The sequence below is a fragment of the Streptomyces sp. YIM 121038 genome, assembly GCF_006088715.1.
GTDB lineage: Bacteria > Actinomycetota > Actinomycetes > Streptomycetales > Streptomycetaceae > Streptomyces.
In genome coordinates this window covers 7,448,425-7,462,455 of sequence record NZ_CP030771.1, presented here as the reverse complement: position 1 = coordinate 7,462,455, position 14,031 = coordinate 7,448,425, and the positions used below count along the sequence as shown (strand labels likewise).

Annotated in this window: 13 protein-coding genes; 7 read left to right on the top strand and 6 right to left on the bottom strand. The window is 74.0% G+C overall.

All coding sequences use genetic code 11. From position 1 onward, the window contains the following. Window positions 1-171: 171 nt before the first annotated feature. The gene (locus tag C9F11_RS32000) at window positions 172-780 is read right to left on the bottom strand and encodes a dihydrofolate reductase family protein (protein WP_138962520.1); all 609 of its coding nucleotides are present in this window, start codon (window positions 778-780) and stop codon (window positions 172-174) included. Window positions 781-1,018: 238 nt separating this feature from the next. Between C9F11_RS32000 and C9F11_RS31995 the strand changes: the two genes are divergently transcribed. Next, the gene (locus C9F11_RS31995) at window positions 1,019-1,759 is read left to right on the top strand and encodes an SDR family oxidoreductase (protein WP_138962519.1); all 741 of its coding nucleotides are present in this window, start codon (window positions 1,019-1,021) and stop codon (window positions 1,757-1,759) included. 142 nt (window positions 1,760-1,901) lie between these two features. Here the strand turns inward: C9F11_RS31995 and alc are convergent, their stop codons facing one another. Beyond that, a complete protein-coding gene (alc, locus tag C9F11_RS31990) occupies window positions 1,902-3,014 on the bottom strand; it encodes an allantoicase (RefSeq protein ID WP_138962518.1) in 1,113 nt (370 codons plus the stop codon). A 5-nt stretch (window positions 3,015-3,019) separates the two neighbouring features. Beyond that, complete coding sequence (allB, locus tag C9F11_RS31985; RefSeq protein ID WP_138962517.1) at window positions 3,020-4,357, bottom strand: allantoinase AllB; 1,338 nt, start codon at window positions 4,355-4,357, stop codon at window positions 3,020-3,022. 344 nt (window positions 4,358-4,701) lie between these two features. Here allB and C9F11_RS31980 point away from each other — a divergent pair, with 344 nt between their 5' ends. Further along, window positions 4,702-5,514 carry an IclR family transcriptional regulator gene (locus tag C9F11_RS31980; protein ID WP_138962516.1) on the top strand — a complete coding sequence of 271 codons (813 nt, stop codon included), beginning with the start codon at window positions 4,702-4,704 and terminating at the stop codon, window positions 5,512-5,514. Between the two features lie 111 nt (window positions 5,515-5,625). Here C9F11_RS31980 and C9F11_RS31975 read toward each other — a convergent pair whose 3' ends face one another. After that, window positions 5,626-6,147, bottom strand: a complete 522-nt coding sequence (locus C9F11_RS31975) for a universal stress protein (protein ID WP_138962515.1) — start codon at window positions 6,145-6,147, stop codon at window positions 5,626-5,628. 120 nt (window positions 6,148-6,267) lie between these two features. Between C9F11_RS31975 and C9F11_RS31970 the strand changes: the two genes are divergently transcribed. Further along, window positions 6,268-7,737 carry a PLP-dependent aminotransferase family protein gene (locus C9F11_RS31970; RefSeq protein WP_138962514.1) on the top strand — a complete coding sequence of 490 codons (1,470 nt, stop codon included), beginning with the start codon at window positions 6,268-6,270 and terminating at the stop codon, window positions 7,735-7,737. A 199-nt stretch (window positions 7,738-7,936) separates the two neighbouring features. Here the strand turns inward: C9F11_RS31970 and C9F11_RS31965 are convergent, their stop codons facing one another. Further along, window positions 7,937-8,248 carry a DUF5955 family protein gene (locus C9F11_RS31965; RefSeq protein WP_138962513.1) on the bottom strand — a complete coding sequence of 104 codons (312 nt, stop codon included), beginning with the start codon at window positions 8,246-8,248 and terminating at the stop codon, window positions 7,937-7,939. Window positions 8,249-8,345: 97 nt separating this feature from the next. On the opposite strand from C9F11_RS31965, the gene C9F11_RS31960 reads away from it, so the two are divergent. Beyond that, window positions 8,346-8,969, top strand: coding sequence for a nucleotidyltransferase family protein (locus C9F11_RS31960; RefSeq protein ID WP_138962512.1), 624 nt, complete (start codon window positions 8,346-8,348; stop codon window positions 8,967-8,969). A 370-nt stretch (window positions 8,970-9,339) separates the two neighbouring features. Beyond that, entirely contained in the window at window positions 9,340-10,962 is a 1,623-nt protein-coding gene (aceB, locus tag C9F11_RS31955; protein ID WP_138962511.1) for a malate synthase A, read from the top strand. A 51-nt stretch (window positions 10,963-11,013) separates the two neighbouring features. Here the strand turns inward: aceB and C9F11_RS31950 are convergent, their stop codons facing one another. Beyond that, window positions 11,014-11,910: a HipA family kinase gene (locus tag C9F11_RS31950; RefSeq protein WP_138962510.1), complete on the bottom strand. Its 897-nt coding sequence runs from the start codon at window positions 11,908-11,910 to the stop codon at window positions 11,014-11,016. Between the two features lie 71 nt (window positions 11,911-11,981). Between C9F11_RS31950 and C9F11_RS31945 the strand changes: the two genes are divergently transcribed. After that, window positions 11,982-13,265: a VWA domain-containing protein gene (locus tag C9F11_RS31945; protein ID WP_138962509.1), complete on the top strand. Its 1,284-nt coding sequence runs from the start codon at window positions 11,982-11,984 to the stop codon at window positions 13,263-13,265. Continuing rightward, window positions 13,265-14,017: a hypothetical protein gene (locus tag C9F11_RS31940; RefSeq protein WP_138962508.1), complete on the top strand. Its 753-nt coding sequence runs from the start codon at window positions 13,265-13,267 to the stop codon at window positions 14,015-14,017. The genes C9F11_RS31945 and C9F11_RS31940 overlap by 1 nt, the downstream gene beginning before the upstream one ends. The last annotated feature ends 14 nt before the right edge of the window (window positions 14,018-14,031 follow it).

Sequence of the window (14,031 nt, the reverse complement as noted above, 5' to 3'; positions counted from 1 at the left end):
TGACAATGGGGGGTAAGTCCGAGGAATTTCCCTGGAGTTAACCGGGTCCGGCCGCGCGGCACGGGCGGCCGGACCCGTGCGGCCCGACGCGAGCGTCCTCGCCCGTACCGCCCGCCACGGGTGGCCGAGCCCGTGCCGCCGCCCAGCACCTGTCCGATGGCCGGACAGGCCCTAGTAACTCCCGTACTCCGGACGGCCCGCGCGGTCGTACGAGTTGATCACGACGCCCTTGGACGTCGTACGGGACGCGGTGTGCCGGAACGCCGTCGGCAGGCCGCCCTCGGCGAACAGGCGCTTGCCGGTGCCGAGAGCCACCGGGAACGTCAGCAGGTGCAGTGTGTCGATCAGGTCGTGCGCCAGCAGGCTCTGCGCGAGGCCCGCGCTGCCGTGCAGCTGGAGCTCCCGGCCGGGCCGCTCCTTGAGCGCGCCGACGTCCTTCACCAGGTCGTCACGGCCGATGATCTCGGTGCCCGCCCAGTCGGCGGCGGTCAGCGTGCGGCTCGCCACGTACTTGGGCAGCGCGTTGAGCCGGGAGGCGATCGGGTCGGCGGGGTCGGTCATCTTCGGCCAGTACCCCGCGAAGATCTCGTACGTGCGCCTGCCCAGGAGGAAGGCGTCCACCCGGCCGAACACCTCCTCGACGAAGCGGCCGAAGTCCTCGTCCCCGTACGGCACCGACCAGCCGCCGTGCGGGAAGCCGTCGCTGGTGTCCTCCTCGGGGCCGCCCGGAGCCTGGATGACGCCGTCGAGGGTCTGGAACTGCGTGAGCGTGATCTTCATGGCGACCGCCTTCTGTCTCGTGCCGCGTGGCCGACGGGACGCCGTCCGCGCCCGCCCTCACCCCTTTCGACCCTCGCACCGCCCGGAACTCATCGCTCTGCGAGCGCCGTCCGGCACCCCGTGCCTCGGCGTCCGTTTCCCGCCAGCTCCGGGGCGCGGCCGGGACTTTGATGGAGCACGCAAGGACGGGGCCGCGACCGGCGGCCGCTACGGACGAATGCGAAAGCGCGGTACGGACATGTCTTCACTCACCGGTAAGAAGGCCCTGGTCACCGGCGGCAGCCGCGGCATCGGCGCGGCGATCGCGCTGCGCCTGGCCCAGGACGGCGCCGATGTGGCGATCACCTATGTGCGGGGCGAGGACGCGGCCCGTGAGGTCGTCGCCAAGATCGAGGCGGCCGGGCGGCGCGGCTTCGCGATCCGGGCCGACGCGGCCGACGCCGGGGACGCCGCGGGCGCCGTCGCGCGGGCCGCGGACGACCTCGGCGGGCTCGACATCCTGGTCAACAACGCGGGTGCCGGTGTCATCGGCCCGCTGGAGTCCCTCAGCCTCGCCGACGTCGACCGCGTCCTGTCCGTGAACGTCCGGGCGGCGTTCCTCGCCTCCCAGGCGGCGGCCGCGCTCCTGCCGCGCGGCGGGCGCGTCGTCTCCATCGGCAGCTGCATGGCCAAGCTGGTACCGGGTCCCGGCGGGACGCTGTACGCCACCAGCAAGGCGGCGCTCATCGGCCTCACCAAGGCGTTGGCGCGGGAGCTGGGCGAGCGGGGCGTCACGGCCAACCTGGTGCACCCCGGGCCCATCGACACCGACATGAACCCGGCCGACGGGCCCTACGCCGCGGCCCAGGCCGCGGACACCGCCCTCGGGCGCTACGGGAGCCCCGCGGAGGTGGCCTCGATGGTCGCGTACCTCGTCGGGGACGAGGCGGCGTACGTCACGGGGGCGGAGCTGTCGGTCGACGGCGGCCACGCGGCGTAGGCCCTCGCTCCTCAAACGCCGGAGGGGCTATTCATAGCCCCTCCGGCGTTTGAGGACGAGGCGCGGAGCGCCGATACGGGGGTCCAAGGGGGCGGAGCCCCCTTGTTCGGGAAGGGGCGGGATTGGGGAGCCCCGCGAGGGATCAGCCCAGTTCGCGGTGGCGGGCCCGGAGTGCCGTGGCGCCCGTCTCCGTCAGACGGCCGAAGAGGCGGAGCCGGGAGATGCCCCCGTCGGGGAAGATGTCCACGCGCGCGTGGGTGCCGACGGCGGTCTCGGGCAGCACGAAGCGGTGGTTCGTGTCGGGCTGCAGCCGGGTGCGGGGCAGCACCTCCACCCACGCGCCGTCGTCGCCGTCGCGCACGGACACGGAGGCCCACCCCGCCGAATTCCCCTTCAGATACGCCGTGTCGATCTCCAGGGCCCGCACGGAGGCCTGCGCCACGAGCCGGTAGCGGATCCAGTCGTGCCCCTGGTCGCGCCGCCGCCGCGTCTCCCACCCGTCGTCCATCTTGCGCGAACGCCCGGGCTGGATGGTGTTGGTGGCGGGCGAGTAGAAGCGGTCGGAGGCGTCCTCGACCCGGCCGCCGTTCTCCAGGGCGACGACGTCGAAGGTGCCGAGCGCGGCGAGCCAGTCGGGGTCGGCGACGACCTCGCCGTACACGCGCAGCCGGGCGATGCCCCCGTCGGGGTGCTGGTTGACCCGCAGGTGGGTGAACCGCTGCGCGGCGTCCACGGCGAAGCCGTTCGCGGCGTGGCCCCCGACGGGCGTGCGCGGGACGAGCACGGTCCACTTGACGTCGTCGGCGAGGAGCTCCTCGGGCGTCGGCGAACCCTCGACGGCCGTGCCCTCGACGGACACCGCCTGCGGGTAGTTGCCCCGGAAGTGGGCGGTGTCGACGACGACGCCGTGGATGACGCCGGGCGCGCCGAGCCGGACGAGGGCCCAGTCGTGGTCGTCCTCGGTGGGCCAGGGCTGCTCTGCGGACACGCCCCGGCGGCGGCGGGTCTCCCAGCCGTCCATGACCTTGCCCTTGTGGCCGAAGTGCTCGGGGTCGAACTCGGCGGCGCCCGGCAGGAGCAGGTTCTCGCGCATCGCGAAGAACTCGTCGTTGGCGGCGATGACGCCGGCGCCCAGCTGCCGGTCGGCGAGGTTGGCGTACTGGGTGAAGGGGAAGTCGGCGGTGCGGTAGTCGGCGTAGGGCTCGCCGCCGCCGTAGGGGTTGGCGTCGCCGGTGAAGGTGGGTATCGCCGTCACGGTGATCAGTTCTTCCTTTCCAGGAGTCGGCCCGAGGGGGCGGTGAACTCGCCCTCGGACACAATGCGTCGGCCCCGCAGCCAGGTGGACTTCACGACGCCGGTGAGGGTCTTGCCCGCGTACGCGGTGACGCGGTTGCGGTGCTCCAGCCGGGCGGGGTCCACGGTGAAGGTCTCGTCGGGCGCGAGGACCACGAAGTCGGCGTCGCGGCCCGCCTCGATGGCGCCCTTGCGGTCCAGGCCGACCAGGCGCGCGGTGTGGGTGGACATCCAGCGCACCACGTCCTCCAGGCCGTGGCCGCGCGCGCGGGCCGCCGTCCACACGGCGGGCAGGCTCAGCTGGAGGCCGGAGATGCCGCCCCAGGCGGTGGCGAAGTCCGCCGTCTTGAGGTCGGCCGTGGACGGGGAGTGGTCGGTGACGACGCAGTCGATGGTGCCGTCGGCGAGCGCCCGCCACAGCAGGTCCTGGTTGGCGGCCTCGCGGATGGGCGGGCAGCACTTGAACTCGCTGGCGCCGTCCGGGACTTCCTCGGCGGTGAGGGTGAGGTAGTGCGGGCAGGTCTCGACGGTCAGCCGGACGCCCTCGCGCTTGGCGGCGGCGATCAGCGGCAGGGCGTCGGACGAGGACAGGTGCAGCACGTGCACGCGGGCGCCGATGCGCCTGGCCAGGGCGATGAGGCCCTCGATGGCGGTGTCCTCGGAGACGCGCGGGCGGGTCGCCAGGTAGTCCGCGTACCTGGGTCCGCCGCGGGCGGGCGCCGCGGCCAGCTCGCGCGGGTCCTCGGCGTGCACGATGAGCAGCCCGCCGAACCCGGCGACCTCCCCCATGGAGGCGGCCAGTTGGTCCTGGTCGAGCTCCGGGAACTCGTCCACGCCCGAGGGCGAAAGGAAGCACTTGAAGCCGTACACGCCCGCGTCGTGCAGGGCCCTGAGGTCCTTCACGTTGTCGGGCAGCGCGCCGCCCCAGAAGCCGACGTCGATGTGCGCCTTGGGCCGGGCGACGTCCTGCTTCGTACGGAGGTGGCCGACGGTCGTCGTCGGCGGCAGGGAGTTGAGCGGCATGTCGACGAGCGTCGTGATGCCGCCGGCCGCGGCCGCGCGCGTGGCCGTCCAGAACCCCTCCCACTCGGTGCGGCCGGGGTCGTTGACGTGGACGTGCGTGTCGACGAGTCCGGGCAGCAGCGCGTGGTCCCCGACGTCCTCCAGACGGGCGCCGGGCTCCACGGGCGCGTCGTGGGGGCGGACCGCCACGATCGTGCCGCCGCTGACGGCGACGGACGCGGCACGCGTCCCCTCGGGGGTGATGACGCGCGTCGAGCGCAGCACCAGTTCGACGTCGGGCACCGCGACCCCTCTCCGTAGGGCCCCACGCGGGGGCTGTTGGGCCCCCTACCGGCGGGCCTGGGCTCCGGCGGCCTTCCGGCCAGCGGAATTCAACGTTCTGTTGAAGGAGTTTTCACTTCGCCGCGAGCCGCGTCAAGGGTCTATGCGTTTCCACAAAGTGGAAGTAAGATTCCGTAGTTCAGAACGTAGCTCTGTACGACGCATACCGTCGAAGGCGCTCCGACCGCCTCGCGGGAGACCGGACAAACACGCACTGACCGGCACGGACGCCCCGCCCGCGCCGGATACGTCCCCGCAGGCGCCCGGTAGGCTGCATACCGCCTGCCAGTCGAAAGGAACGCGCCGTGCCGACGTCCAGCGCCAGCACCACCGACGCCGCGAAGTCCTCCGCCCCCGCGCCCGCGAGCGGGGGCGTCCAGTCCCTCGAGCGCGCCTTCGACCTCCTGGAGCGGATGGCCGACGCCGGGGGCGAGGTCGGCCTCAGCGAACTGTCCGCGAGCAGCGGCCTGCCGCTGCCGACCATCCACCGCCTCATGCGCACGCTCGTCGCCTGCGGATACGTCCGCCAGCAGCCCAACCGGCGGTACGCGCTCGGCCCCCGCCTGATCCGCCTCGGCGAGTCCGCGTCCCGGCTGCTCGGCACCTGGGCGCGCCCCTACCTCGCCCGCCTCGTCGAGGAGACCGGCGAGACGGCGAACATGGCGCTGCTCGACGGCGACGAGGTCGTGTACGTGGCGCAGGTGCCGTCCAAGCACTCCATGCGGATGTTCACCGAGGTGGGGCGGCGGGTCCTGCCGCACTCCACCGGGGTGGGCAAGGCGCTGCTCGCGCACACGCCGCCGGACGAGGTGCGGGCGCTGCTCGCGCGGACGGGGATGCCCGCCGCCACGGAGAAGACCATCACCACGGCCGACGGCTTCCTCGACGCGCTCGACGAGGTCCGCCGCGCGGGGTACGCGGTCGACGACAACGAACAGGAGATCGGCGTGCGCTGCCTCGCCGTCTCCGTCCCCGACTCCCCCACGGCCGCGGCGATCTCCATCTCGGGCCCCGCGGGCCGCGTCACCGACGAGGCCACCCGCCGCATCGTCCCCGTCCTCCAGCAGGTCGCGGCCGAACTCTCCACGGCCCTGGCCAGCTCGGGCCCGTCGGCGTAGCCCCCCGCGGGTGGCGCCAGATCCAGCCCGTCCGGCGTTTGAGGACGAGGCGCGAAGCGCCGAAAACGGGGGTCCAAGGGGGCGGAGCCCCCTTGTTCGGGAAGGGGCGGGTCAGGGGCGCACCGCGAAGTCAACCGGCCTGGCCCGCCGCAACGCCCGCCGCAAGGCGACCGGCACCGGCGGCGCGGGCACGACCAGGACGGGACAGACCGCGCGCGCCTCGGCGTAGCGCCGGACCCGCCCCCGCCACCACCCGCCCCGCGCCCCCACCACCAACAGATCCTCGGGCCGCGAGGCCACCCGGCACAGGGCGGGCCCCGGCCGGTCCCACACCGGGCGCCGCTCCACCACCACCCCGGGCGGCCCCCCGCCGAACGCCTCGTCGAAGGCCCCCGCGAGCCGCCCCCGGGCCACGCCCCGCCAGTGCGCGGCCCACGCCGGGTCGGGGTGGCGCAGATACAGCGCCTCCCCCTCCGGCGGCTCCCACGCGAGCACCGCGACCAGCACCCGCCCGCTCCGCCGCGCCTCCCGCGCGGCGACCCGCAGCGCGGCGAGGCTCGCCAGCGAGTCACCGCTGACCCCGACCACCACGCGCCCGGGCCCTGCCGTCTCTTCGTCCCGCTCGCCGTTCACGTCGTCTCCTCGTACGTCTCTCCTGCCGCTGCCAGGCCAGTACGTCGGCCAAAACAGCGGCTGATCACGAGTGTGTAGGCTGATTGGCCTGGACAGCAGGGCCAATCGGGAGGATCTGGCATGGCAGAGGCGCACGTGGTCCACTCCGTGGACCGGCGGCTCGGCGGGGCGCGGCTCGCCGGTCTGGTGACGGACCTGGCTGGGGAGCGGCCGGGCTACCGCGCGCTCGCCCAGGCGGTCCGCACCCTGCTGCTCGACGGCCGCGTCCCGCTGCACACCCGGCTGCCCGCCGAGCGCGAACTGGCGACGGCACTGGGTGTCAGCCGGGCCACGGTCACGGCGGCGTACGACCTGCTGCGCGACAGCGGGTTCGCGCGCAGCCGCCGGGGCGCGAGCACCTGGACGGAGCTGCCGGAGGGCCGCCGCCCGGCCAGCGTGGCGGCGTTCCCCGTCGGCGACGGGGTCATCGACCTGGCGGTGGCCGCGCCGCCCGCACCCCAGGCGGAGCTGAGCGCGGCGCTCGCTGCGGCCGCCGCCCGGCTGCCCGAGCACGCGCCGACGGCGGGCTACCACCCCTACGGGCTACCCGAGTTGCGCGCGGCGGTCGCGGAGCGGTTCACGCGCCGGGGCCTGCCGACGCTGCCGGACCAGATCCTGATCACGACCGGCGCCCAGCACGCGATCTCGCTGGCGCTCGCGCTGCTCGGGCGCCCCGGCGACCGGGCCCTGGTGGAGAACCCCTCCTACCCCAACGCGCTCGACGCGATCCGCCGCGCGGGCCTGCGCGCGACGCCCGTGCCCGTCACCGACGCGGGCTGGGACACCGACCTGGTCGAGTCCACGCTGCGGCAGGCGGCGCCCCGCATCGCCTACCTCGTACCGGACTTCCAGAATCCGACGGGGGCCCTGATGGGCCGGGAGCAGCGGGTGCGGATCCTCCAGGCCGCCCGGGCGACGGGCACCTGGCTGCTCGTCGACGAGACCATCGCCGACATCGCCCTCGACGTGCCGCCGCCCGCGCCGTTCGCCTCGCTCGCGCCGCACGGCGCGGCCGAACAGGTCGTCACCGTGGGGTCGTTGAGCAAGTCGCACTGGGGCGGGCTGCGCATCGGGTGGGTGCGGGCCGGGTCCCGTCTGATCACGGAGCTGGCCATGGCCCGGGTGCCGTCGGACATGGCCACGCCGGTGATCGAGCAGCTCGTGGCGCTGCACCTCCTGGAGGGCATGGAGGCGACGCTGCACGCGCGGATCGCCTCGCTGCGGGCCTCGCGGGCGGCGCTCGCGGCTGCGCTGGCGCGGCACGTGCCCGAGTGGCGCTGGCAGCTGCCGCCCGGGGGGCTCTCCCTGTGGGTGGACCTGGGGGCGCCGGTCGCCTCCGCGGTGGCCCGGGCCGCGCTGGGGCAGGGGGTGCGGATCGAGGGGGGCTCGCGGTTCGGTGCGGATCCCGGTACGCATGAGCACCGGCTGCGGATTCCCTTCACGCTGCCGCCGCGGCAGTGCGACGACGTGGCCGCCCGCCTGGCCGCCGCCCTCGCGAGCGGCCTGGAGGCCCCTGCGGGCGCACCCCTGCCGGGCGACTGGGTGGCGTAGCCCTACCGGGGTCCCCAATCCCGCCCCTTCCCGATTCCTGGGGGCTCCGCCCCCAGACCCCCGCTCCTCAAACGCCGGAGGGGCTATTCATAGCCCGTCCGGCGTTTGAGGACGAGGCGCGGAGCGCCGATACGGGGGTCCAAGGGGGCGGAGCCCCCTTGTTCGGGAAGGGGCGGGCCCGGGGCGCCCCGCGAGGGCCTCAGCCACGAGGGTCGCGGAATCGTTCCACCGCCCCCCGCACCCCGCCCAGCGCCCCCGTCAAGGCACTGACCGAGCCGATCGACCCCGCGACCAATAAGAGGGACCTCCGCAGCCGGCGGAGATCGGGCGCCCCCGCCGCCGCCATCGCGGCCAGCGCCGCCAGCTCGTCCTCGGCGATCGCCCGATCGGGGAACTCCCCGGGGTAGGAGGCCAGTTCACGGCGCAAGCGGGACACCGCGGCGCGCAGCTCCGTCACCCGCGGATCCTCGTAGCCGCCCGTCGCCGCTCTCCGCCCCACGCTCCGCAACACAGCTCTCCCCCTCGCACGTCGTTGTGCGGCAGCCGCATCTTTCGGCCACGCCCCGGCCGGAACAGGGTCCCCAGAAGCCATGCGGTAAGCAAGGGTCATGACCGAATCCCTGTCACCCGCCCCGTCCGCCCCCGCCGCCGAGGTCGCCGGCCTGCTGCTCGCCGCGGGCGGCGGGCGGCGCCTGGGCGGCTGCCCGAAGGCCCTGCTCGAACACCGCGGCGAGCTGTTCGTGGAGCACGCCGCGCGGGTCCTGCGCGAGGGCGGCTGCACCCGCGTGCACATCGTGCTCGGGGCCACCGCCGACGTCGTACGGGAGCAGGCGACGCTCCCGGGGTGCGTGCTCGTGGACAACCCGGACTGGCGGGAGGGGATGGGGAGTTCGCTGCGCGCGGGCCTGGCGTCGCTGGCGGGCACCGGGGCGCGGGCCGCGCTGGTGACGCTCGTGGACCAGCCCGGCATCGGCCCGGCCGCGGTGGCCCGGCTCCTGGCCGCGCACCGCTCCCCCGCGGACCTCGCGGCGGCCGCGTACGACGGCGAGCGCGGGCATCCGGTCCTGTTCGGCGCGGACCACTGGGACGGCATCGCGGCGGCCGCGACGGGCGACCAGGGGGCGCGCGCCTATCTGCGGGAGCACGCGGGCGCGCTCACGCTCGTGGAGTGCGGCGACATCGCGGAGCCGTACGACATCGACACGCTCCCGGACCTGGAGCGGCTGGAGTGACGGGAGCCGGGAGAAGGCCGAAGCGCCCGGGGCGGCCGAAGGGGCGCCGACGCGCCCCGCGCGGGGCCACCGCCCCAGGGACCCGACGCCCCCTGGCCGCCCCGCCGGACCCCTGGTCCACTGGGGGTGACGGCGGTGGCACTCTGCGCCGCGTTGTGTCGACGAAGAGAATCTCGACATCAACAAACGATTGAACTTCCACCATGAGGAAACTAGTATCCACTGTTCAGAAGCGCCTGACCCGGTGGACGGCGCCCGCGGCCGTTTCCCGGCACCGTGGCACGCGGTGCCACACGACCGGGCCGACGGTCGCCCCGCCCCCACCGCCGCGCCGCCCGTGAAGCACGCTCGCTGAAGGAAGTGACAGCTCATGTCCGCACCAGCGCCGTCCCCGCTGGCCATCGTCGACGCCGAGCCCCTGCCCCGGCAGGAAGAGGTCCTCACCCCGGCGGCCCTCGCCTTCGTGGCCGAGCTGCACCGGCGGTTCACGCCGCGCCGCGACGAGCTCCTGGCCCGCCGCGCCGAGCGGCGCGCCGAGATCGCCCGCACGTCCTGTCTGGACTTCCTGCCCGAGACCGCCGCCGTCCGCGCGGACGACTCCTGGAAGGTGGCGCCCGCCCCGGCCGCCCTGAACGACCGCCGGGTGGAGATCACCGGCCCCACCGACCGCAAGATGACCATCAACGCGCTCAACTCGGGCGCGCGGGTCTGGCTCGCCGACTTCGAGGACGCCTCCGCCCCCACCTGGGAGAACGTGATCCTCGGCCAGCTCAACCTCACCGACGCCTATGAGCGCCGCATCGACTTCACCGACGAGCGCACCGGCAAGTCGTACGCCCTGAAGGACGCGGGCGAACTCGCCACCGTCGTGATGCGCCCGCGCGGCTGGCACCTGAACGAGCGGCACCTCACGGACGGGGACGGCACACCGGTCCCGGGCGCCCTCGTCGACTTCGGCCTGTACTTCTTCCACAACGCCCAGCGCCTGCTCGACCTCGGCAAGGGCCCGTACTTCTACCTCCCGAAGACGGAGTCGCACCTGGAGGCCCGCCTCTGGAACGAGATCTTCGTCTTCGCGCAGGACCACGTCGGCATCCCCCAGGGCACCGTCCGCGCCACCGTCCTCATCGAGACGATCACGGCCGCGTACGAGATGGAGGAGATCCTCTACGAGCTGCGCGACCACGCGTCGGGCCTGAACGCGGGCCGCTGGGACTACCTCTTCTCCATCGTCAAGAACTTCCGTGACGGCGGCCAGAAGTTCGTCCTGCCGGACCGCAACGCGGTCACGATGACGGCCCCGTTCATGCGCGCCTACACCGAACTGCTCGTCCGCACCTGCCACAAGCGCGGCGCGCACGCCATCGGCGGCATGGCGGCCTTCATCCCGTCCCGCAAGGACGCCGAGGTCAACAAGGTCGCCTTCGAGAAGGTCCGCGCCGACAAGGACCGCGAGGCGGGCGACGGCTTCGACGGCTCCTGGGTCGCCCACCCCGACCTCGTCCCGATCGCCATGGAGTCCTTCGACAAGGTCCTCGGCGACAAGCCGAACCAGAAGGACCGCCTCCGCGAGGACGTGTCCGTCGCCGCCGGTGACCTGATCGCCATCGACTCGCTCGACGCCAGGCCCACGTACGCGGGCCTGGTCAACGCCGTGCAGGTCGGCATCCGCTACATCGAGGCCTGGCTGCGCGGCCTCGGCGCGGTCGCCATCTTCAACCTCATGGAGGACGCGGCCACCGCCGAGATCTCCCGCTCCCAGATCTGGCAGTGGATCAACGCGGGCGTCGTCTTCGAGAACGGCGAGCCCGCCACCGCCGACCTCGCCCGCGAGGTCGCCGCCGCCGAGCTGACCGCGATCCGCGCCGACCTCGGCGAGGCCGCCTTCACGGCGGGCAAGTGGCAGGAGGCCCACGACCTCCTCCTCCAGGTCTCCCTGGACGCCGACTACGCGGACTTCCTCACCCTCCCCGCGTACGAACGCCTGCGCTGAGCCGGGGCAGTGCCCGTGTGTCGCTGAGCGCCCCGCACCTCCGCGGGGCGCTCAGCGCACTTGCGGCTTGCCGTGGAGGTTCGGGACCCGCTTCAGCCAGGGCGGGCGGGACGCCTCCGTGGCGCGGGCGCGGAGGGCGTCCTCGGCGGCCAGTTGGGCGCGGGGCGGGAAGTCGGTGGGGAGCCAGGTCGCGGAGGCGCGGGCGCGGGCCGTGAGGTAGGTGACGTAGGCCTCGCGCAGCGCGTCGGGGGTCGCGAAGCCCGGCTCGTCGGTGAGCCAGGCGTCGGGGACGTCCGCCGTGATCGCGCGCAGCAGGTCCTCGGTCACCAGCGGCGCCAGCTCCGCGTCGGCCGCGCGCGTGTCGGGGCCGTAGCGGCCGAGCGCGTGCTGGCGGAAGTCGTACGCCTTCTCGGCGGTGGCGAGGACCGACGCGGCGTCCCAGCGGTGGTGGAAGACGAGGGCGGCGCCGTGGTCGATGAGCCACAGGCGCGGCGGGCGGACGCCGAACGTGGGCCAGACCATGAGGTTCGAGCTGTGCACGGTGCGGTCGACGTTCGCGGTGAGGGCGTCGAGCCAGACCACCTTGCCCGCTTCCAGCGGGTCCACGTCGAGGTCGGTGTCCGGGGTGAAGTCGTGCGCCCCGGGCAGGTAGTCCATGCCCAGGTTGAGGCCCGCGCTGCGGTGCAGCAGGTCCTGGACCTCCTGGTGCGGCTCGTGCGCGCCGAGGGCCGGGTCGAAGTGGGCGAGGACCAGCTCGGGCACGCGCAGGCCGAGGCGGCGGGCCAGCTCCCCGACGACGATCTCGGCGACGAGCGCCTTGCGGCCCTGCGCGGAGCCGGTGAACTTCAGGACGTAGGTCCCGAGGTCGTCGGCCTCGACGACACCGGGCACGGAGCCGCCCGCCCGCAGGGGTTCCAGATATCGGACAGCCGTCACTTCTCGCAGCACACCCGCCACCCTAACCGGCGCCCTCAACTGCTTTTTTGGAGCGGACCCGCCTTGATCCATAGGATCCGCTGATGATCACCAGAAAACGGCTCGCGGCGGGGCTCTGTGCCCTGTTCGCGGCCCTGAGCATGGGCATCGTGCCCACCGTCGCCCACGCGGCCGACGAACCGGACGACAGCGAGGGCGGGGCGAAGCCCAAGGTCGAGCTCCTCCTCGACGTGAGCGGCTCGATGCGGGCCCGCGACATCGACGGCAAGAGCCGGATGGCCGCGGCGAAGCAGGCCTTCAACGAGGTGCTCGACGCCACCCCCGAGGACGTCGAGCTGGGCATCCGCACCCTCGGCGCCAACTACCGCGGCGACGACCGCAGAACGGGCTGCAAGGACACCGAGCAGCTCTACCCGGTCGGCCCGCTGGACCGCACGGACGCCAAGACCGCGGTGGCCACGCTCTCGCCGACCGGCTGGACCCCGATCGGCCCGGCCCTCCTGAAGGCCGCCGACGACCTGAAGGGCGGCGAGGGCTCGCGCCGCATCGTCCTCATCAGCGACGGCGAGGACACCTGCCAGCCCCTCGACCCGTGCGAGGTGGCGCGGGAGATCGCGGCCAAGGGCATCAACCTGACGGTCGACACCCTGGGCCTGGTCCCGAACACGAAGATGCGCGCGCAGCTGAGCTGCATCGCCGAGGCCACCGGCGGCACGTACACCTCCGTCCGGCACACCGACGAACTCACCGACCGGGTGGGCCAGCTGGTGGACCGCGCGGCGGACCCGGTCGTCAACCCCGTGGCCGTCGACGGCGCCGACAGCTGCTCGGCCGCGCCGGAGCTCAAGCCCGGTCTGTACAGCGACCGCGCCGGGTTCGGCGAGCACCGCTGGTACCGCGTGGACGTGGCGCCCGGCAAGGAGCTGCGCGCCTCGGTGAGCGTGGGCGCCGACCGGGCCGTGAACAACGACTACGGCGTGCTCCTGCGGGCCGTCACGAAGCACGACCGCGAGGTCGTGCGCGGCTCGGAGGCCGGGGACGGCCGCACCGACGTGATCTCCACCGGGCTCCGGTATCCGAAGCCCGAGCGGGACGACGACGAGGACGACGAGAAGGAGACCGTCTGTCTCCAGGTGTCGCACTCCTACTCGGCCGCCGCCGGGGCCGCCGCGAAGGGCAAGCCCGGTCTGCCCCTCGAACTGGCCGTCGACGTCGTGGACGCGCCCGACGGCTCGTCCGACGTGGCGGCCTTCGGCCTCGGCCGCGGCTGGTGGCTGCTCGGCGCGCTCGTGCTCACCGGCTTCGTGGGCGGTGTGCTGTGGGGCTGGATCTCGCGCTGGCGCGTCGCCGTCTGGAGGACCAACTGATGCGTAGGACACGTCTGTTGGCGGCCGCCGGCCTGCTCGGCCTCAGCGCGCTGCTGGCCTCGGGACCGGCGTTCGCGGCCTCCGGTGACGACGACAAGGAGCGGACCGACGCGGGCACCTCCTTCCGTACGGCGACGGAGATCGAGCAGGGCCACAAGGCCACGGCGAGCGCCTCCACCGGCGACTACCTGTACTGGTCCTTCCCCGCGGACTCCGGCCAGCGGCCCACGGTCAAGGCGACCGTGAAGCTGCCCGAGTCCGCCGCGGGGGCGTCCGGCGCCAAGTGGCGGATCGACGTGTACGACGGGCTGCGGCGCCGCCAGTCCTGCATGTACGGCATGCAGGCGCGCAAGGCCGAGAGCTCCTCCGTCGAGCTCGCCTGCACCCTGCGCACGGTGCGCGCCTGGTCGGAGCCGTGGGCCAACGACCCGCTGCCGGGCACGTACTACGTGCGCCTGACGGCGACCGGCCTGCGCACCGCCGACCTGGGCCAGCCGGTCACCGCCGAGGTCGAGGCCACGTCGAAGGACATCGGCGGCTCGGCGGCGGTGGACGGCACCCTGGGCGACCCGCTGGTGCCGGGCTCCAAGCCCTCCGCCGCCGAGCCCGAGGACGGCTGGTCCTCCGGCTGGTGGACGGACCGCTGGGTCTGGACGGGCGTCGGCGGCGTCCTCGCCGCGCTCGCGGGCGTGGGCGGTTACACCCTGACGCGCGGCAACGGCAGGCCTCCCGCGAGGCCGTCCGGCGTCTGAGGGCGAGGCACCCG